The sequence below is a fragment of the Agromyces cerinus subsp. cerinus genome, from assembly GCF_900142065.1.
GTDB classification, from domain to species: Bacteria; Actinomycetota; Actinomycetes; order Actinomycetales; family Microbacteriaceae; genus Agromyces; species Agromyces cerinus.
The window spans coordinates 13,730-32,454 of the sequence record NZ_FSRJ01000006.1; the positions used below are offsets into that span (position 1 = coordinate 13,730).

15 protein-coding genes are annotated in these 18,725 nt (G+C 69.1%); 7 read left to right on the forward strand and 8 right to left on the reverse strand.

All coding sequences use genetic code 11. The features are described from left to right. Nucleotides 1–31 precede the first annotated feature (31 nt). The gene (locus BUR99_RS18750; protein WP_143231722.1) at nt 32–298 is read right to left on the reverse strand and encodes a hypothetical protein; all 267 of its coding nucleotides are present in this window, start codon (nt 296–298) and stop codon (nt 32–34) included. Between BUR99_RS18750 and BUR99_RS18755 the strand changes: the two genes are divergently transcribed. The 7 genes from BUR99_RS18755 to BUR99_RS18785 all read left to right on the forward strand — a co-directional run bounded on the left by BUR99_RS18755 (nt 291) and on the right by BUR99_RS18785 (nt 8,131). Continuing rightward, nucleotides 291–1,547: an ABC transporter substrate-binding protein gene (locus tag BUR99_RS18755; protein ID WP_074261935.1), complete on the forward strand. Its 1,257-nt coding sequence runs from the start codon at nt 291–293 to the stop codon at nt 1,545–1,547. The genes BUR99_RS18750 and BUR99_RS18755 overlap by 8 nt on opposite strands. Before the next feature lie 104 nt (nt 1,548–1,651). Beyond that, complete coding sequence (locus BUR99_RS18760) at nt 1,652–2,599, forward strand: carbohydrate ABC transporter permease (protein WP_074261936.1); 948 nt, start codon at nt 1,652–1,654, stop codon at nt 2,597–2,599. Further along, entirely contained in the window at nt 2,599–3,564 is a 966-nt protein-coding gene (locus BUR99_RS18765; protein ID WP_084184156.1) for a carbohydrate ABC transporter permease, read from the forward strand. Before BUR99_RS18760 ends, BUR99_RS18765 begins: the two co-directional genes overlap by 1 nt. 8 nt (nt 3,565–3,572) lie before the next feature. After that, nucleotides 3,573–5,537, forward strand: coding sequence for a DUF8034 domain-containing protein (locus BUR99_RS18770; RefSeq protein WP_234980920.1), 1,965 nt, complete (start codon nt 3,573–3,575; stop codon nt 5,535–5,537). Nucleotides 5,538–5,559: 22 nt separating this feature from the next. Beyond that, nucleotides 5,560–6,351 carry an RraA family protein gene (locus BUR99_RS18775; RefSeq protein ID WP_074261938.1) on the forward strand — a complete coding sequence of 264 codons (792 nt, stop codon included), beginning with the start codon at nt 5,560–5,562 and terminating at the stop codon, nt 6,349–6,351. Beyond that, the gene (locus BUR99_RS18780; protein ID WP_074261939.1) at nt 6,321–7,283 is read left to right on the forward strand and encodes an aldo/keto reductase; all 963 of its coding nucleotides are present in this window, start codon (nt 6,321–6,323) and stop codon (nt 7,281–7,283) included. Before BUR99_RS18775 ends, BUR99_RS18780 begins: the two co-directional genes overlap by 31 nt. Next, nucleotides 7,280–8,131, forward strand: coding sequence for an amidohydrolase family protein (locus BUR99_RS18785; protein WP_074261940.1), 852 nt, complete (start codon nt 7,280–7,282; stop codon nt 8,129–8,131). The genes BUR99_RS18780 and BUR99_RS18785 overlap by 4 nt, the downstream gene beginning before the upstream one ends. 30 nt (nt 8,132–8,161) lie before the next feature. Here BUR99_RS18785 and BUR99_RS18790 read toward each other — a convergent pair whose 3' ends face one another. The 7 genes from BUR99_RS18790 to BUR99_RS18820 form a co-directional block, all read right to left on the reverse strand. Next, on the reverse strand, nt 8,162–8,851 hold the full coding sequence (locus tag BUR99_RS18790; RefSeq protein ID WP_074261941.1) for a GntR family transcriptional regulator: 690 nt from the start codon (nt 8,849–8,851) through the stop codon (nt 8,162–8,164). After that, a complete protein-coding gene (locus tag BUR99_RS18795; RefSeq protein ID WP_084184157.1) occupies nt 8,848–9,474 on the reverse strand; it encodes an SGNH/GDSL hydrolase family protein in 627 nt (208 codons plus the stop codon). Before BUR99_RS18795 ends, BUR99_RS18790 begins: the two co-directional genes overlap by 4 nt. After that, nucleotides 9,471–10,757 carry an alpha-L-fucosidase gene (locus tag BUR99_RS18800; RefSeq protein ID WP_074261943.1) on the reverse strand — a complete coding sequence of 429 codons (1,287 nt, stop codon included), beginning with the start codon at nt 10,755–10,757 and terminating at the stop codon, nt 9,471–9,473. The genes BUR99_RS18795 and BUR99_RS18800 overlap by 4 nt, the downstream gene beginning before the upstream one ends. Next, on the reverse strand, nt 10,754–15,130 hold the full coding sequence (locus BUR99_RS18805; RefSeq protein ID WP_084184158.1) for an Ig-like domain-containing protein: 4,377 nt from the start codon (nt 15,128–15,130) through the stop codon (nt 10,754–10,756). Before BUR99_RS18805 ends, BUR99_RS18800 begins: the two co-directional genes overlap by 4 nt. A 231-nt stretch (nt 15,131–15,361) precedes the next feature. Further along, the gene (locus BUR99_RS18810) at nt 15,362–16,381 is read right to left on the reverse strand and encodes a CPBP family intramembrane glutamic endopeptidase (protein WP_234980921.1); all 1,020 of its coding nucleotides are present in this window, start codon (nt 16,379–16,381) and stop codon (nt 15,362–15,364) included. Nucleotides 16,382–16,434: 53 nt separating this feature from the next. Continuing rightward, complete coding sequence (locus BUR99_RS18815) at nt 16,435–18,141, reverse strand: 3-ketosteroid-delta-1-dehydrogenase (RefSeq protein WP_200802775.1); 1,707 nt, start codon at nt 18,139–18,141, stop codon at nt 16,435–16,437. Between the two features lie 92 nt (nt 18,142–18,233). Then, nucleotides 18,234–18,722 carry a GNAT family N-acetyltransferase gene (locus tag BUR99_RS18820; RefSeq protein ID WP_074261946.1) on the reverse strand — a complete coding sequence of 163 codons (489 nt, stop codon included), beginning with the start codon at nt 18,720–18,722 and terminating at the stop codon, nt 18,234–18,236. Nucleotides 18,723–18,725: the final 3 nt, after the last annotated feature.

Genomic DNA, 18,725 nt, shown 5'->3' on the forward strand with positions numbered 1-18,725 from the left:
CCCCGCTCGCGAATCCCCCGTGCGACGGAGTTCAGCGCTCCGCGTCGACCGACCGGGCTGCCATCGCGTGACTCGCGACGATGTGCCCGTAGACGAGCCCCTGGCCGATCGTCGCACCGGCGCCGGGGTAGCTCTCGCCGAACACGTTGGCCGCGGACTCGATCGATCGCGACCGTGGAGCGCGATCCTCGGCGTGCCCGATTCGTCGGAAATAGGTGCACAACCGATTATCGATTAGTGTATGGTTCCAGATGCCCCAACCATGGTCGTGCACCACGAGAGGATCGATGATGATCAAGAAACGTACTTTGGGCACCGTGACCGCAGCAGCGGCATCCGTGCTCGCACTGGCCGCATGCTCGTCTCCCGGCGCCGATGGCGGCGACGGGAAGACCGAGCTCAGCGTGCTCGTCAACGTCACCCCCAACCTCACCGAGGAGTGGTGGAACGAGCTGGTCGCCCCGTTCGAGGAGGCGAACCCCGACGTCGACGTGAAGATCCAGAACCCCGGCGCCGAGGGCGTCGCCGCCGCGGTGCCGCGCCTACTCGCCGCGGGTGATGCGCCCGATATCGTGCAATCGCTCCCGCCGTCGCTCGAGTTGGCCCCCGAACTCGTCGACCTGTCGGAGTACGAGTGGGCCACCGATGGCCCGCTCGCCGACCAGTACTCGATCGACGGCACGACCTACATGGCCGGTATCGGCGTGCAGCTGCAGAGCCTGTGGTTCTACAACGTGCAGGCCTTCGCCGACGCCGGCATCACCGAACCGCCCACGACGGTCGAGGAGCTCGACGCCGACCTCGCCGACCTCAAGGCGGCCGGCTGGACCCCGATCCAGACGGGCGGCGACTGGATGTCGAGCCACGCACTGCAGACGCTCGGCCTGCCCTCCATCATCGGCGAGCACCCCGACTGGTTCACCGAGATGGGCGATGGCGAGCTGACGTTCAGCAAGACGTATGGCGACACGGTCGAGCGCTACTCCGACTGGATCGCGAAGGAATACCTCAATGGCGACGCGCTCGGCGTCAAGTACCCCGACGCGGAGCAGAACTTCCTCGCCGGCAACACCGCGCTGTACCCGATGGGCAGCTGGTTCGCCGGCACCGAGGCCAAAACCGATGACGCACCCGAGATCGGCGTGTTCCGCGGGCCGGCCGTCGAGGGCGTCGACAACCCGGCGATGGGCGCCAACATCGCGAGCCCCTACGTCATCATGAAGTCCTCGGAGCACCAGGACGCCGCGGCGAAGCTGCTCGAGTACCTCGTCACCGACGAAGACGCGGTCGTGAACCAGTTGCAGGTCGACGGCAACTTCCGCGACGGCTACGAGTACGAGGTCAACGAGCTCGGAAAGCAGCTCTTCGACATCGTGGCAGCGACGCCCGCGAGCGACTACACCCCCACCGGCCAGGGCTACGGCGAGCGCGTGCTCCCCGTCGGCTACTCCGATGAGCTCAATGTGCAGACGCAGGCGCTGCTCACCGGTGTCGACCCCGCCGAGGTGCTGACGGCCATGGACGCCTGGTTCGACAGCGCCCGCTGATCCGCGCGATCCCGGCGGTTCACCGCAGAATCCCGGGCACGGCACCCGCCATTCCGTGCCGTGCCCGGCCCACCCACTCGATCACCGACGGAGGTTCACCCACGATGGCTGACACCGTGACCACCGCGCCCGGCGCTGCACTGCGTGCGTCGAGTGCGCCACGCTCGAAGTCGAGCCTCGCCTGGCGAGCGCGGCTGCCCGGCCTCATCATGGGCGCTCCGGCTGTGCTCGTCTTCCTGGCGATGTTCATCGTGCCGATGATCCTCGCCTTCGTGCTGAGCTTCACGGATTGGAACGGCTACAGCCTGAACCTGAACTTCATCGGGTTCGAGAACTACCTGCACGCGTTCACCAACCCGCGCACCGTCGATGCTGCGATCTTCACCGTGGTGCTCGCGTTCTTCGGCACGATCTTCTGCAACCTCGTCGGCCTCGCCCTCGCCGTGCTCATCTCCGGCCCGGGGCGGTCGAACACGGTCATGCGCACGGTGTTCTTCTACCCGTACATCATCAGCGCGCTCATCATCGGCTTTCTCTGGTCGGCCATGCTCGCGCCGAACGGCGTGGTGAACAGCCTGCTCGGACAGGTCGGCGTCCCTGTGCTGCCCTTCCTCACCGATGTGACGTTCGCCAAGGCCAGCGTGATCCTCACGATCGTCTGGTCGCACTTCGGGTTCAACATGGTTCTCTTCCTGGCGGGCATCAAGTCCGTGCCCGCGGAGTACTACGAGGCGGCCACCGTCGACGGAGCCACCCCATGGCAGCAGTTCCGCAACGTCACGTTCCCGCTCATCGCCCCGGTGCTCACGGTGAACCTCGTGCTCACCCTCGTCGGATTGCTGAAGGCATACGACGTCGTGCTCGCGCTCACCGACGGCGGCCCGGCCGGGTCGACGCAGACGATCGTCTACCAGGTGCTGAAGAGTTCGTTCGCGAACGCCGATCTCGGCTTCGGCGCAGCGCAATCCGTGATCCTGCTCATCGCGACGGCCGTGCTCGGTCTCACGGTGACGCTCGCCCGACGCGGCGCTGAGAAGAAGGTGACCGACTGATGTCCCTGACCACGCAGACCACGGTGAACCCCGCAGCCGAGCTGCTGCTGGCCGACCCTACTGCCCTCGGCGGGCGACGCCGGTTCGGGCGACGCCGCACCCCGCGGCCGCCGGCATCGACGAAGATCCGCAGCTCGGTCGCCGGCCGCATCGTGAAGTGGGTCGTGCTGAGCGCTGTCGCGATCGTCATGCTCGTGCCTTTCTACATCATGGTGATCAGCGCGTTCAAGCCGCAGGAGGAGATCATCCGGCATCCGCTGTCGATCTCCCCCGACACGTTCACGCTCGAGTACCTGCTCGACGCGATCACGAGCGAGAAGTTCAACGTCATCGGCGCGTACGGCATCACGCTGCTCTTCGTGGCACTCGTGAACCTCTTCTGCATCGCCCTCTCGGCACCGGTCGCCCACGTCATCGCACGCGGCCGTTCGAAGTGGCACCTCGGCCTGCTGCTGCTCTTCGTCTCAGGCCTCTTCATCCCCGGTCAGGTCACCCTGATCCCCGTGGTGTTCGTGCTGCGACTGCTCGGACTCATCAACACGATCCCCGGCTTCATCCTGTTCGAGACGGCCGCGACACTGCCCGTCACGATCTTCCTGTTCGCCGCGTACCTGCGCACCGTGCCGCGCGACATCGACGAAGCGGCGTCGCTCGACGGGGCAGGGCGCATCCGCGCATTCTGGTCGTGCATCTTCCCGATCATGCGCCCCGTCGTGGCGACCGTCGTAGTACTCAATTCGATCGGCGTCTGGAACGACTTCGTGAGCCCGCAGATCATCCTCGGGCCGAGTTCGGGCATCTACACCGTGACGACGGGGGTCTACGCCGCCGTCGGCGAGTTCTCGACCGACTACACGACGGTCTTCCCGACGCTGCTGCTCGCGATCGCGCCTGCGATCGTCTTCTTCATCATCATGCAGCGCCACATCATCGGCGGTCTCGTGGCGGGGGCGACCAAGGGATGAGCGAGCGGATGACCCCATCGCCGACCGCGACGGCGGCCGAAGCAACGAAGACCCCAGAGGTCCTGACAACGCCGATGCGCGAGATCCCCGCGTGGGCGGTGCTCGAGCGGCGACTGTTCGACGAGATCGAGACCGCCTGGCGGCGATTCGCCGAGCTCTACTGCGAACCCGACGGGCGCATCCGGTACACCGGCGGATTCGAGGACCGCGACGGGGTCGACGACTTCTATGAGCCGTTCTTCAACTGGCCGGCCTTCTACGCCCTCGGCGGCAGCGACGAGATCCTCGAGGCAGCGAAGCACCATTGGCGCGGCGTCACGGCACAGCTGACCGAGGCGGGCATGCTCACCGACGAGTACGAGAACGGCTACGACTGGTTCCATCAGGGCGAATCCCTCATCTTCTTCTATGCCCTCTGCGCCGCCGACCCCGCCGACGAGGCGTTCGCCGATCGGGCTCGCCGGTTCGCCGAGCTCTACACCGACCCGGCCCACGGCAACTACGACCCGGCCGGCAACATCATCACCGCCCCGCACACCGGCGCGCTCGGCCCGCGCGAGGGGATCGACCCCGAGTGGCGGCCGTACTCGTCCTCGCGTCGCGAAATGCGTGCATACGGACTGCCGCTCGAATACCTCCCCGGCATCGAGGCCTGGGACGATCTGGAGGATCCAGGCAATGCCGAGGCGATGGGCCGGGCCATGCAGGACCTCGCCCGCGGCGACGTCGCGGTCAACCTCGCCGCCACGAGCCTCGTCACGAACCGATGGCTCTACGACGACGACGAGGCCTCCCGCGAGTGGGTCGTGCGCTACGTCCGCGGTTGGCTCGACCGTGCAGCCCAGAACGACGGGCTCATCCCCGACAACGTTGGGCCCGACGGCACGGTCGGCGGGCTGCACGACGGCCGTTGGCACGGCGGACACTACGGCTGGACGTGGCCGCACGGACTGCCGTCAGTCGGCATGGGGGCGCTGATCGGCGCGCTCAACCTCGCACTCGTGAGCGGCGACGAGTCGGCGCTCGATCTCGCCAGGGTGGCGCTCGACACCGTGCTCGAGCACTCGATCACGGCATCGGTCGAGCAGACGCCGATGAGCCTGCGCAACGGGTGGCTGAGCCGCCTCGGCGCGGATGCCGCGAACCCAGCGCTGCTCGTGCCGCACCGCTTCGGCCGCCACGGCTGGTTCGACTTCGGCCCCATGCCGCTCGAACTGCCGACCTGGCTGTGGTGGTGGTCGCGCGACCCCGACGACTGGCAGCGGCTCCGCCGCGTGATGAGCGGCTACCCCGAGGCGTCCGACGTCGTGAAGCCCTTCCGCGACAAGGCCGAGGCGGGGCATGAGTTGCCGTGGCTCGCCTTCCTCGCCGGCGAGAACCACCACTACCCGACGCGCGCGCTCTCGATGGCACTCGGTCAGCTCGCGCGGCGCGCGGCGCTCATGGAGACCGAGCATCCCGACCCGGCCACCGTGCACATCCACTTCTGGCAGCGCGTGAACCCCGTCGTCACCGAGGTGCTCGGCCAGCTCATCACCGGCACGCCGCAGGTGCTCTACAACGGCGGCCTGCCGTTCGCGGCAGTTGCCTACGACGACCCCGATCGCGGCCGACCGGGCCTGGCGCCGGATGTCGCGGCCCTCGTCACGCGACTCGAGGGCGACGAGATCGAGCTCACCCTCGTGAATCTCTCTCCGACCGAGGCTCGACGGGTGCTCGTGCGGCCGTCGCGGTTCGGCGAGCAGCGCATCGTCTCGGTGAGATCGCTCGGCGAGATCGACGGCGTGCACCCCGACTCATCCGTCGCGTACACCTCCCGTCCGGGGCGACCCGTCGTCGTCACCGAAGCCGTCGACGCTCCGCAGCTGCTCGTCGAACTGCCGCCGGCGCATCGCGCCGACCTCGTGCTCACGACGGCCCCCGACTCCGAGCCGCCGCGACATCACCGCGCGCCACCCCGCGCCGACGCCTGAAGCCACAGAAAGAGGAACCACCATGTCGAATCCCGTCACCCAGTTGTCCCAGCCGTCGATCAGCCTGCCCGTGCGTGGCGGTGAGTTCACCCGACCGGGCGCCGAGGAGCTCGAGCGGCTGCAGCGCGTCTCGTCGGCGACCGCGTGCGCCAAACTCCACGGGCTCGGCATCACCCACTCCTTCGTCGAGGGTCCGCGACCATTGACGCCGGGCCAGCGCGTCGTCGGGTCGGCGCTCACGCTGCAGTTCATGCCGCAGCGCGAAGACCTTGCCTCCGGCCTCGGCCAGGAGTACGTCGAACGCCACACCGCGCTCTGGGCCGTGCTCGAGACCGTGCAGCCGGGCGACGTGCTCGTGATCCAGGCCTATGGCAGCCGGTTCTCGGGATGCATCGGCGATATCCTCGCCCGGTACTTCAAGCGCAAGGGGGGTGCCGGCATCGTCGTCGACGGGCGCATCCGCGACGCCGACCGCATCCGCGACCTCGGCATCCCCGTGTGGTCGACGGGCACCACCCCGCACTACGCCTCGCAGTCGGAGCTGTTCCCGTGGGCCTACGATGTGCCCGTCGCCGTGGGCGGCGCGCTCTGCCTGCCCGGCGACATCGTGGTGGCCGACGACGACGGCCCGGTCGTCGTGCCGCAGGGCATGGCCGACGACGTCATCACCGCCGCGCAGGACCACGAGGAGTGGGAGGTCTTCAGCCGCGAACGCCTCGACCAGGGTGCGCGGCTCAGCGACTACTACCCCCTGACCCCCGACACGCGAGAGGAGTACGAGGCGTGGCGTTCCACCCGAGTCGCCGGCCTCTGACGCCCCAGGCGGGCTCGCTCACGTCCGTCGGGCTCGGCTGCGCGCCGATCGGCAACCTCTACACGCCAGTGCACGAGGCCGACGCCGACGCCACGGTCGATGCAGCGCTCGATCGAGGCATCCGCTTCTTCGACACCGCACCGCACTACGGTGCCGGCGTCAGCGAGCTGCGCCTCGGGCGGGCGATCGCGGGTGTCGATCGCGACCGGCTCGTCATCGCGACGAAGGTCGGCCGGCAGATCGTCGATGCCGACGGCGTCGCCGTCGGCTCGGGCGGCACCGGGGCGGACACCATCGGCGACCTGAGCCGCGACGGAGTGCTCAGGAGCCTTGAGGGCAGTCTCGCCAGACTCGGCACCGATCGCATCGACCTGCTCTACCTGCACGATCCGGTCGACGTCGACGAGGCGCTCCGCGGTGCCTGGCCGGCTCTCGAAGAGCTGCGAGCGGCCGGCGTGGTGCGCTCGATCGGAGTGGGCATGGTGCGCAATGCACCGCTCACCCGCTTCGTGCTCGAGGCCTCCCCCGACGTCGTCATGGTCGCCGGCAGGCTGACGTTGCTCGATCGCACCGCCGAGCAGGAATTGCTGCCCGCCGCCCGCGAGCAGGGCGTCGACATCATCGCGGCCGGCGTCTACAACTCGGGCATCCTCGCGAATCCCATGGCCGCCCCGTACTTCGACTATCACGCGGCGTCGCCCGAGCTCATCGCACGGGCGACGGCGATCGAGGCCGTCTGCGACTCGTTCGGGGTCGCGCTCCCCCACGTGGCCGCCCGCTTCCCGCTTCGTCGGCACGCGGTCGAGGCCGTCGTCGTCGGCGCTCGAACGTCGGCGGAGGTGCATGATCTCGTCGCCGGCGCCGCCGCCGTCATCCCTGATGAGCTGTGGTCCGCGATCGACGCCATCGACACGGTAGACACGGTCGAATGACCGCGATGCGCATGGTCGACGCGCACGTGCACCTCTGGGACGTCGAGCGTGTGCACCTGTCATGGTTCCACGCCGCTCTCGGACTCGAAGCACAGGCCACAGCCACACGCTTCGAGCACGGTGCGGCGGAGCTCGTCGCCGACGACGTCGAGCTCCGAGCGGCGATCGCGGTGCAGGCGGGCGACACGGTAGGCGAGGCGGAGTGGCTCGTGCAGCACGCGGCCGCGAGCGGAGCGGTGCCGGCCGTCGTGCTCCAGTACGAACCGGGCGAGCCATGGGCCGGTGCGGTGCAGCCCGTGATCGACGCCGGTCCCGCCGCACCGGCGCCGCACGTCGCGGGGATCCGTGTGGCGACGCCGCAGGGCGCCGCGGACTTCTCCGATGTGACGGGGCTCGACCGCCTCGCCGAGGGTCTCGCGGCGTCCGACCGGGTGCTCGAGCTCCTGATCCGCCCGGAGCAGCTCGGCTCGGTGCGATCGCTCGCCGCGCGGCATCCGGGGCTCGTGATCGTGGTCTGCCATCTCGGGCTCGGCGGCGGCGAGCCCGATGGCGCATGGCGGGAGGCGCTCCGGTCGCTCACCCCCCACGACTCGGTCCTGGCCAAGGTCTCGGGCATCCACCGCGGCGACGCGGCTCCCGACCTGGCGCGAACGCGAATGATCGCATCGACCGCGCTCGACGCGCTCGGCGCCGAGCGACTCATGTTCGGCAGCGACTGGCCGATGTCGGCGAGGGTGGCGCCCTATCGGGAGATCGTCGCGCGAACGGCATCGGCGCTGCCGCCGCTCGACTCCGGGGCCGCCGATGCCTTCTGGAGCGGAACGGCGTCGCGCGCGTACGCGCTCTGAACGATCGCCTGCCTGCGTGCCGTGTGCCGGTCAGGGGGCGGCAACTGCGGCGATGCCCTCGCCGTCTTCGCCCAGCAGCAACCCGGCGGCGTGCGCACTGAAGAGCTCGGCCGCGTGCTCGGGGTCGTCGCCCTCGAGCGCGTCGAGGAGGCTCCGGTGCCAGTCGGCGACGATGTGCCAATCGCCGGCGAACTGCGGGTCCCCCAGCACGTGCATCGACCGTAGGCTCGGCTCCACGATGTCCCACATGCGCGGGAGGTAGGTGTTGCCGCTCGCCTCGATCACCGATCGGTGGAAGGCGAAGTCGAGCTCGCGGAACTCGGTCAGATTGCGATCGTCGGCCGCGCGGTGCATCGCCTCGATCGTCGCCGACAGGCGAGCGGATGCCTCGGCGTCGAGCCGCCCGCAGGCGAGACGCCCGGCCAGCCCCTCGAGGGCGGTGCGGGCGACCTTGGCCTGCTCGGCGTCTTCATCGGTGTACTCGGCGACGAAATTGCCCTGGTGCCGCACATGGGTGACGAGGCCCTCGTGCGCCAGCCGCTTGAGCGCGTCGCGCACGGGAGCCTGGCTGACCTGGAGCTTGCGCGCAAGCTGCGACTCGACGAGTTGCTCCCCCGGGGCGAGGGCCGCGTCCTTGATCATCGTCTTGATGAGGTCGTAGATCTGGTCGGACAGGAGGCCTCTGTCGAGTCCCTTGATCGTGCTCAGCGCATCCGTCACAGTGCCAGCGTACTCGACAATCGACTATCGAGAGCGGAGAGCCACGCGTCGGCGATCAGTCGGTGCCCGGCCATCGTGGGATGCACGCCGTCGGGCACGATCTCCCCCGACGCCGCGGCGGACGCCGCGTCCGTCATGAGCTCGTGCAACGGCACGACATCGGCACCGAACTCGCTGCCGAGCCGCGCGACGACCTCGCGCTTGGGCCCGAGGTCGTCGAGCCACGCCCGCTGATCGCCGCGCACCGGCACGAAGAACGGATCCATCAGCAAGAGGCGTGGATTCGACGCTGAGACCGCGTCGGCGAGGATGGTTCGGTAGCTGCGCTCAAAGGCCTCGGCGCTCGTCGGGTCGTCGGCGTCGAACCGCCGCCACATGTCGTTCACGCCGACGAAGACCGTGAGCACGTCGGGTCTCGAGGGAGTGACCTCCGCGCCCCATCGCCGCTCGAGGTCGACCGCGCGATCGCCGGAGATGCCGAGATTCACGACCGCGCTCGACCCGGACCGCGCGAGCAGCTCGGCTGCGAGCAGGCTCACGTAGCCGTCGCCGAGCGACGACGGGTCGTCGCGAACGCGGCCGCAGTCGGTGATGGAATCGCCGATGAAGACGTATCGGCTCATCGGGTCGCCTCCTTCGGAACGGAGAGGATGACGGGGCATTCGGCAACGGTGTCGATCACGACCGACAGGGTAGCGCCGTTCGGTAGCCGGATGTCGTGAGCGCCGGGATCGCCGACGAACACGATGACGGCCTCGGCTGTGTTCCAGAAGCGCAGCCACGGACCGCCGCCCGGTCCGAACGCATCGGCGGGATCCGCCCACGCGATGACCTCGGCAGGCGCATCGCCGAGCGCCGCACGCCACGCACCGAACCCCTCGAGCGCCTCCCGCTGCTCATCGGGGATCCGGCCAGAGGCGGTCGGGCCGACGTTGATGAGCAACCGGCCGCCTCTGGCCACGACATCTACCCAGTGCCGCGCCAACCCGCCGGCCGAGAGCATGCTCGCCGGATCCTCCGCCCGGTTATGCCCGAAGGACAGGCCGAGCCCGCGCGTGTGCTCCCACGGCTTGCCGGCCGTCTCGCGGTCCCGGAGCGATTCGTACTCACTCGTGAGGAAATCGGCATGCCGCACGCCCCAGCGATCGTTCACGACGCCGTCGGGAACCTGCTCGTAATAGTGCCGGAACAGCCCGTCGACCCCGTCGGGCCCCGGCGTCTTCCCGGCATCGGGCCAGTCGATGTCGTTCCAGAGGACATCGGGACGGAACCGCCGGATCAGGTCCCGGACGTGTGCGGTCGCGTAGCGGTGGTAGGCCGCGTCCATCGGGCGCGACGCGTACAGCTCGGGGTGCGTCAGGATCGGCCGCGGCGGCAGCACGTGCCAGTCGATGCCGCCGGAGTAGTAGACGCCGAAGCGCATGCCCGCATGCCGGACCGCACCGGCGAGATCGCCGACGAGGTCGCGCTGGGGGCCCCGCGCGACGGTGTTGCGCCCTCCCGTGCCCGGTGCGTTCCACAGGGTGATCCCGTCATGGTGCTTTGCCGTCGGGATCACGTAGTCGGCACCGGCACGCGCGAACAGCGCGGCCCATTCCTCCGGATCGAACTCCTCGGCACGCCATGCGTCGAGAAAGTCGTCGTAGGGCGCCCCGCCGTGCTCCTTCCGGTGCCACTCGGCGGCGGGGCTGCCCTCGATGCTCATCGTGTTCCAGTACCACTCGGCGTAGGGGTTGTGCGGAAAGTAGGCTTCATCGGACACGGTGCCGTTCTCGACGACCGATTCCGCCCACGCCGGCACGGAGTAGGCGCCCCAGTGGATGAAGACGCCGAGCTTCGCCCTGGCGAACCACTCCGGCAACTCCCGAACGAACTCGCCCGCGGTCTCTGCGACAGAGGCGCTCACCCGGCCACCCTCACCTTCACGGGCGCCGACACGGTCTCGCCGTTCGGATTCGTGAATACGGCGACGAGGACGTGGTCGCCGGGCGTGACGTTGGAGAGGGACGCCTTCGCCCGCTGGGCGGCGGGAGTCTTCGCCGAGAGCTCGCCCGAGGCGACGACGACTCCGTCGAGCTCGAGGCGGTACGCCGTCGCATTCGTGCCCCACCACAGGTCGGCCGTCGCCGTGAATACCCCGTCGACGTCCCAGTTGTCGTGGCTCACCACCGGCGCACCGGGCGCAGCATGCACGACGGTGACGGTCGTCGACGACGTCTCGGTTTCGCCCGTCGCGTTGGTGAGCACCCCGGTGTAGACATACGTTCCGTTCGGCTTGCCCGCGAATCCCGCCCGTGTCGTCTGACCCACGTCTCTCGTCGCCGTGGGCTTCGCGATGCTCACGAGCCTGCCGTTCTCGTAGAGCCGGAACGAAGTGCCGGGGGTACCGGACCACAGGTTCATCACGACCTCGTAGTTGCCGTCGTGCAGGCCGTAGGCCCACCCGCTGGTGTTCGACAGCGTCGCGCGGCCCGGCGCCTCGGTCGAGCCGTCGTCGCCCCCGACGGGTCGCAGTGCCAGGACGTTGGCCTCACCGTAGTGGTAGACGTTGAGGTATCCCGCGTCGGCGATCGGGTTCTCGGCTCGGGTGTCGAGGCCACTCCACACCGTGACTCCGTCGACTCGCAGCACCAGGCGCGTGCCGCCCTCGACGGCGACGGCGCCGAACTCGATCTCGTGCTCGGTGTTCGGCTCGATCGCCGTGTTCGGAATGACGTCCATCATCGTCTGCGCGGGCGTCCAACTCTGGAACTCGATCTGGTCCTCCTTGATGACGACGAGATAGCCCTTGTTGCCGTTCACCCAGGCGGGGTCGCCCGGCCGGTCGGAACGCGCCGAGAATCCGTACCAACCGCCCTCGAACTCGCCGAACGTCGCCTGGAACCGCAGGAGTCCGTCGCCGAAGGTCTCGCCGTCGTAGCCGTAGACGCCCTCGCCCGAGATGCGGATGCTGCCCTCGTCGAAGTCGACGGCCTCGCTCGCGGGCCAGTGAGCGGCATCCGCGAGCTGGTCGCCGAGGTCGATGACCGGATGCACCGTCTCCTGCACCTCGACCGCGACTGTCGCCGTGATGCCGGGGTGCGCTCGAGACGTCGCCGTGATCGTTGCAGTGCCGGATGCGACCGCGCGGATCTTGCCGGACTCGTCGACGGTGGCGACGTCGGCCGCGTCGGAGCTCCAGTCGAGTTGCGCGTTCGTGGCATCCGACGGGGTCACCGTGACGCCGAGCTGCCGGCTCTCACCGGGCTCGAGCGTGAGTTCGTTCGAGTCGAGGGCGATGTCGGTGACCGGCACGGCGACGATCGAGAACTTCACGTCGTCGAAGTCGAGGCTCGCGAACTTCTCGACGTAGAACCCGACCTTGCCCGATGCGCTCGGGTTGGGGTTGGCTCCCTCGATCATGAGCTCGCCATCGACGAAGACCTGGATCGAGGTGCTCTGCACCGCCATGCGCACGTCGTAGCTCGTGCCGGGTGCGAGGCCGGCGCCGGCGGGCAACGTGATCTCCTTCACGGTGCCCCAGTGCGCGTTGTAGATGGTCCAGTTCGAGCCGGCCTCCGAGTGCCGGTACCGCACGTAGCCGCCGGGGTTCGCACCGGTGCGGTCGTACACGAGCATGACGGCGCCCTCGGGCACGACCGCCGGGGTCGTCACCTCGTACTCCAGCACGTAGTCCGAGAACTCACGCGACAGTTGCGAGTTCGCACCGTTCACGATGCGGTAGACGCGGTCGCCCGAGGCATCCTCGACGATGCTGCGGTTCGGGTCGGTGAGCCAGCCGTTGCCGCCCGACTCGAAGTCGGTGAAGTGCATGACGCCGTCGCCGTCGGCGACGACGACGAGCGCTTCGTCGGTGATCGCCGGGTTCTCGGCCGAGACGACCGTGACCGTGGTCTCCCCCGGCGCGAGGGCGGTGATCAGGCCGGCCGCGTCGATGGTGGCGACCGCCGGGTCGCTGCTCGCGTAGCTCACCTCGCGGTTCGTCGCGTTCCACGGCACTGCTGCTGCGACGAACGACGCGGTCTTGCCGAGGTCGATCGTGAACTGCTCGCCCGGCAGGTGCAGCGCCTCGAGGGCGATCGAATCGGGTGAGACGGGGTGGCCGACCTTGCCCTGCGTGCCGATCTCCTCGAACGGGATCGCCGTGAAGCCGGGGATGTGGTCGAACACGGCGGCGTCCTCGGTCAGTCGGAAGTCGCCGGCCGCCCAGTCCACGAAGCCGGGGTCCTCGGTCGTCACCCAGTTGTCGGCGTAGTTCATGAGGTTTTTCACGTCACGGGCACCGTGCTCGTTCACCTGCGACGACCGTGCGATCGTGGGGTTCCAGCTGAGGTTCTGCTCGAAGACGTTGTTCGCCGGGAAGTAGTGGTTCTCTTCGAAGAAGGTCAGCAGCTCGGGGTACTTCTCGCCGTAGGGGGTGTCGACGAAGCCGTTGTTCGCCTCGAACAGATCCAGCCAACCGGGCATGTACGCCGTGTCGACCTTGTTGCCGGGCTCGTCGCCCATCCACATCTCGTAGTTGTCGTACGGCACGTGCGCGTCGACGAAGATGTTGTTGCGCGCGGTGATGTGGTCGCCCGAACCGCTCTTGATGGCGGCGTTGCCCATGCGCACGAAGATGTTGTCTTCGATCGTCAGCCCCATCGTGAGGTTGTCGGGGTAGATGCCCTCGACACCGAGCCTGCCGACGCCCGTGTCGTGGAAGTAGTTGCCGCGGATCACCGTGCCGCGTTGCTGCGGCGTCGCGCCGGCGTTCATGTAGATGGCACCGAGGTCCTGGAACGTCTTGCAGATGTCGTAGATCTCGTTGCCCTCGATGAGATGGTCGTTGCCGTGCACGATGATGCCCGGGTGCGGTGCATCGTGGATCTCATTGCCCCGCGCCACGTTGCCGACGCCGTCGAACATCACACCCGGGTTGTAGGCCTTGTGGTAGTACGCGAAGTCGTGGATGTGGGAGTTCTCGACGCGGTTGCGACCGGGTGCGAGAGTCGTCTTGTCGCCGCCCTGCAGCACGACGGGCACGCCGCCGATGTGGCGCAGGTGCGAGTCGAGCACTGCATGGTCGACGCCGCCGCGGTTCACGGGGATGCCGTCGTAGGTGTAGCGCCCGGGCGAGTTGATGAGCACGCCGCCGTCGGCGAAGTTCTGGACGTCGGAGTTCGCGACGGTCACGTTGCTGCCGCCGAGGATCACGGCGGCGTTGGCCCGGCCGTACTCCATCACCAGCTCGTCGAACGTGATGTGCGAGGCATCCGTCGTGCGGATCATCGGCTCCTTCAGCATCGTCGCCGTCACGTCGGCGTCGGTCGTCGCGAAGGCGGCGTTCGGCATGAAGTAGAGCACGCCGGTCGCGCGGTCGATGTAGTACTCGCCGGGTGCGTCGAGCTCTTCGAGGAGGTTCTGCGCGAAGTGGAAGTCCTCGAACCAGGTCTTCATGAGGCCCGACATCTCGCCGTATCGCAGGGTGATCGTCTTCGCCTCGGTGTCGATCGACTCGATCTTGTTGTACGACCACTCCCAGCTGTACCCGAAGATGCCGTCGAGCCAGACATCGTCGGCAGCGCCCCAGTACTGCGGCCGGTCGTAGGTGTAGCTGAACGTGCCGCCGCGTTCCTGCAGATCGGGATCCTTCTCGGTGGGGCCGACGTCGAGGATCTCGTCCATGCGCACTGTTCCAGCGTTGGGCCACCGCGCAAGGGTCATGCCCTCGCCGGCGACGTAGAGCTCCATCGGCGGCACGGTGCTGACGTCGTTGGCCTTCCAATATCCGTGGCGGCTCAGCTCGCCGAAGTCGGTGATGCCCTGCGCCTCGAGGTCGAACTGCAGCACCTTGCCGCGCGCTGATTCATCGACGATGCGGCCGAGTACGGCGTCGTCGGTCACGGGTGCGAAGCCATCGCGGTCGAGTTCGAGGCCACCGCTGAGTCGCGCCGTCTCGCCCGGGTACGAGCGGTAGGTGATCGGCGCCTCGGCGGAGCCGGAGTCCTGCTCCCCCAGTTCGAACGAGGCGGTGCGGGCATAGGTGCCCTCGCGGAGGAGCACGCTCACCCCGCCGGACGGCAGACCCTCCTGCTCCTTCAGTTCGCGGATCGCGTCGCGCGCACCCTCGAGGGTGGCGAGCGGATGAGCCTCGGTGCCATCGTTCGCATCGTCGCCGTCGGGAGCGATGAACACGGTGGCGCCCGGCTCCTCGGCGGTCGGTGCCGCATGCGCCGCGGTCTGCACGCCCATCGCGAGCAGGCACACCAGCACGACTGTTGACAGAAATCGCTTCATTGCGAGTGCTCCGGTCCTTGTTTGGCGGCCGCGAGGAGCGGCGCTCGATCGTCGTCGATCCATCGGACACGGCGTCGCGATGGCGGGAACGTTCGCGACGTTACACTAATCGATAATCGGTGACAACCAATCGATAGGAGATTAATCTGAAGCGTCCCGCCGCCGCACGACGTCGGGCGCGGAAGGTCGCCGCAACCCAGCGGGAGGCGGTCGAGGGCGGATCGAGTCCCGTCAGCCCAGGCGGGCGTCGAGGCGGTCGCGGCGGAACTGCCCGGCCGCGACGAGCACCGCGATGGTCACCGCGAAGATCGCGCACGTGACGAGGCCGAGCGGGCCTGCGACCCACGCCGGCGGCACCGTGGAGTCCGCCGCCACGACCAGCGCGCCGAGGCCTGCCGCCGCATTGAAGGCGCCGTGCCCGAACACCGCCGGCCACACCGATCCGGTGCGGAGCCGGGTCCAGCCGAGCAGCACGCCGAGCACCATGCAGGCGAGGATCATGAGCAGTACCCCGGTGATGTCGGTGAGCCCGAAGTTGTAGCCGAGCAGGATCAGCGGCGAGTGCCAGAATCCCCAGAACGCTCCGGAGACGAGGAGCGCCGGCCAGGTGCCGAGCGGCCGCAGCGCGGGCAGCAGCCAGCCGCGCCATCCGATCTCCTCGCCGAAAGCGAACGGCGCGTTGATGATCGCCCCGACCGGGATCATCACGAGCTGCATGGTGACGAGCAGCACGATCGGCGGGGCCGGCGTGCCGGGAGGCAGCAGGGTCTCGAGCTGCTCGGCGAAGCCCGAGAAGCCGACGAGGTCGAAGCGAGCGAGGCCGAGCAGGCCCACGACGACGAGCCCCGCCGCGATCAGCAGCGGCAGCACGACGATCGCGGCCGCCGACATGCCGACCGTTCGACCGACCGGCCGGAGCGGCCACATGCCGAGATCGCGCAGGATGCCGCGTGCACCGCGCCGTCCGCGCCGGCGCCGCTCCACGAGGAGCGCGGCGATCGTGGCGATCGCCGGGGTCAGCATCATGGCCGCGGCGATCACGGGCAGCAGCGGGTCGGCCATGCCGAGGCCGCGCACCCAGAGCGGCGAGGCGATGAGCCATGCGAGCCCGCACGAGACGATCGCGAAGACGGCGACCGCCGCCCACGGCACGGACGCCTCGAAGGACACCGCTTCGGGCACAGCGCCCGCCGTGGACACCGCGGGCTCGGGTGTCGTCGAGACGATCAGGTCGGCACGTTCATCGCTCACCTCATCGACGCTACCGACGGCGACCCGCTCGCGAATCCCCCGTGCGACGGAGTTCAGCGCTCCGCGTCGACCTCCCGGGCTGCCATTGCGTGACTCGCGACGATGTGCCCGTAGACGAGCCCCTGGCCGATCGTCGCGCCGGCGCCGGGGTAGCTCTCGCCGAACACGTTGGCCGCGGAGTTGCCGATCACGTAGAGGCCGCGGATCGGCGTGCCGTCTTCGGCGAGCGCGCGGCCCTCCGCGTCGGCGGTGATGCCGCCGCAGGTGCCGAGATCGGAGAGCACGACGCGGACGGCGTACAGCCCCGCGGGGTTCAGCGGGCGGAGGTTCGGGTTCGGCGCGATCGTCGGGTCGCCGTAGTAGCGGTCGTAGGCGCTGTCGCCCCGGCCGAAGTCGTCGTCGGCTCCCGCCGCGGCGAGCTCGTTGAACCGGTGGGCGGTCTCCCCCAGCGCGGCGGCCGGCACCCCCATCTGCTCGGCCAGTTCGGCCCATGACGAGCCGCGCACGGCGATGCCGTGCTCGTACCAGGCCTTCGGCAGTGCCATGCGCGGGAACACCTGCCCGCCGAGCAGGTAGCTGTTGCGGTACTCCTGGTCGAAGACGAGCCACATGGCGCCGACCGGCCGGCCCTCGCGCTCCCGCTCGAGCACATCGTGGCCGAACGACATGTAGTCCTCCGCCTCGTTGAGGAATCGCGAGCCCGAGGAGTCGACGATGAAGGAGCCGGGCAGCGAACGCTCGGCGAGCATCACGATCGGCCGCTCGCCGGGCAGCGGCGAGATCGCGGGGAACCACCACGCCTGGTCCATCAGGGCGACGCCGGCGCCGAGCTCCTGCGCGGCGCGGATCGCGTCGCCGGTGTTGCCGTCGGCGCCGAGGCTCCAGTCCTCGAGGGAGGCCGACTGCACGCTGCGTCGCAGCGCGAGGTCGTGGTCGAACCCGCCGGCGGCGAGCACCACGCCGCGCCGCGCGGTGATCGTGATCTCCCGGCCGTCGCGAGTGACGACCGCACCGATCACGGCGCCGTCGGCATCGGTCACGAGTCGCTCGAGACCCGCCCCCGTCCACACCGGGATGCCGGCTCGCACGACGCCGTCGAAGAGGCCCGCGGCGAGCGCACGGCCTCCGGCCGCGTACTCGCGACCGATGAGCTTGCCGCCGACGCCCTGGATCGCGCGCTTGATCGCAACGCCGAAGCCGCGCACCGGCGACTTCGACATGAGGTTCAGCCATTTGTAGTCGGCGCCCGTCACGGGCATCGGCAACGGCGCCTCCATCACCGCCGGCCGCAGTCGCGCGCGTTCCTTGCCGAGCCGGGCGACATCGAACGGGCGGCACTCGCAGCTGCGACCGGCAGGCGAGCCGCCGGGCAGCTCGGGGTGGTAGTCGGAGTACCCCTCGGCCCAGGTGAACCGCATGCGCGTCATGCGCTCGAGCATGCGCACCGTGTCGGGCCCGTGCTCGAGGAAGCTCTCCCAGCGCGGCTCGGGACTCGTTCCGTCGACCACCGCGCTCAGGTAGGTGCGGGCCTTCTCGGGCGAATCGTTCGCGCCGAACTCGTCGAGCACCGGGTTCGCGGGAATCCAGAACGCCCCGCCGGAGCGTGCCGTCGAGCCGCCGACGAAGTCGGTCTTCTCGATCACGAGCACCGCGGCGCCCTGCTCATGCGCGGAGAGGGCGGCGGCGAGCCCGGTTCCAGATCCGACCACGAGCAGGTCGATCGTCATGTTCTCGGTCATCTTCGGCGCGCTCCGTTGCATCGGCGGACAGTGGAGCCATCCTCGCCGATGTGCACGTCATGCACAATAGGCACGTCGTGCCATTCGGTCGCCGCAGTCGATCGAGCCGCCGGTCAGAGGAAGAGCTTGAACCCCACGTGGGATGCCGCGAAGCCGAGCCGCTCGTAGAAGCGGTGGGCATCGGCGCGACGCGCGTCCGACGTCAGCTGCACGAGTGCCGCCCCCTGGTCGCGCGCGTGGCCGATCGCCCACGCGATCATCGCCGAGCCGAGTCCGAGGCCCCGCAGTTCCTCCGAGACGCGCACGGCCTCGATCTGCATGCGCGTCGCGCCGCGTCGGGCGAGCCCCGGGATCAACGTGAGCTGCATCGTGCCGACCACCCGGCCATCGACAGTCTCGAGCACGGTCAGCGTCTGGGCGGCATCGGCGTCGATCGCCGTGAAGGCGCGCTCGTACGGTTCGAGCCCTTCGGCCGTAGGGGTCTCCTCGACGGCGCGGAGCGAGTCCGCGGCGATCAGCGCGACGAGCGCCGCGAGGTCACCGCGCTGCGCACGCCGCAGCGTGAAGTTGGAATCGCCGGCTTCGAGGGTCGCGAACTGCATGCA

Excerpts from the sequence above, each read along its gene's own strand:
- BUR99_RS18760 (WP_074261936.1), top strand. The coding sequence starts at position 1,652 with ATGGCTGACACCGTGACCACCGCGCCCGGCGCTGCACTGCGTGCGTCG.
- BUR99_RS18765 (WP_084184156.1), top strand. The coding sequence starts at position 2,599 with ATGTCCCTGACCACGCAGACCACGGTGAACCCCGCAGCCGAGCTGCTG.
- BUR99_RS18815 (WP_200802775.1), bottom strand. The coding sequence starts at position 18,141 with ATGCAACGGAGCGCGCCGAAGATGACCGAGAACATGACGATCGACCTG.
- BUR99_RS18755 (WP_074261935.1), top strand. The coding sequence starts at position 291 with ATGATCAAGAAACGTACTTTGGGCACCGTGACCGCAGCAGCGGCATCC.
- BUR99_RS18805 (WP_084184158.1), bottom strand. The coding sequence starts at position 15,130 with ATGAAGCGATTTCTGTCAACAGTCGTGCTGGTGTGCCTGCTCGCGATG.
- BUR99_RS18820 (WP_074261946.1), bottom strand. The coding sequence starts at position 18,722 with ATGCAGTTCGCGACCCTCGAAGCCGGCGATTCCAACTTCACGCTGCGG.
- BUR99_RS18775 (WP_074261938.1), top strand. The coding sequence starts at position 5,560 with ATGTCGAATCCCGTCACCCAGTTGTCCCAGCCGTCGATCAGCCTGCCC.
- BUR99_RS18770 (WP_234980920.1), top strand. The coding sequence starts at position 3,573 with ATGACCCCATCGCCGACCGCGACGGCGGCCGAAGCAACGAAGACCCCA.
- BUR99_RS18785 (WP_074261940.1), top strand. The coding sequence starts at position 7,280 with ATGACCGCGATGCGCATGGTCGACGCGCACGTGCACCTCTGGGACGTC.
- BUR99_RS18795 (WP_084184157.1), bottom strand. The coding sequence starts at position 9,474 with ATGAGCCGATACGTCTTCATCGGCGATTCCATCACCGACTGCGGCCGC.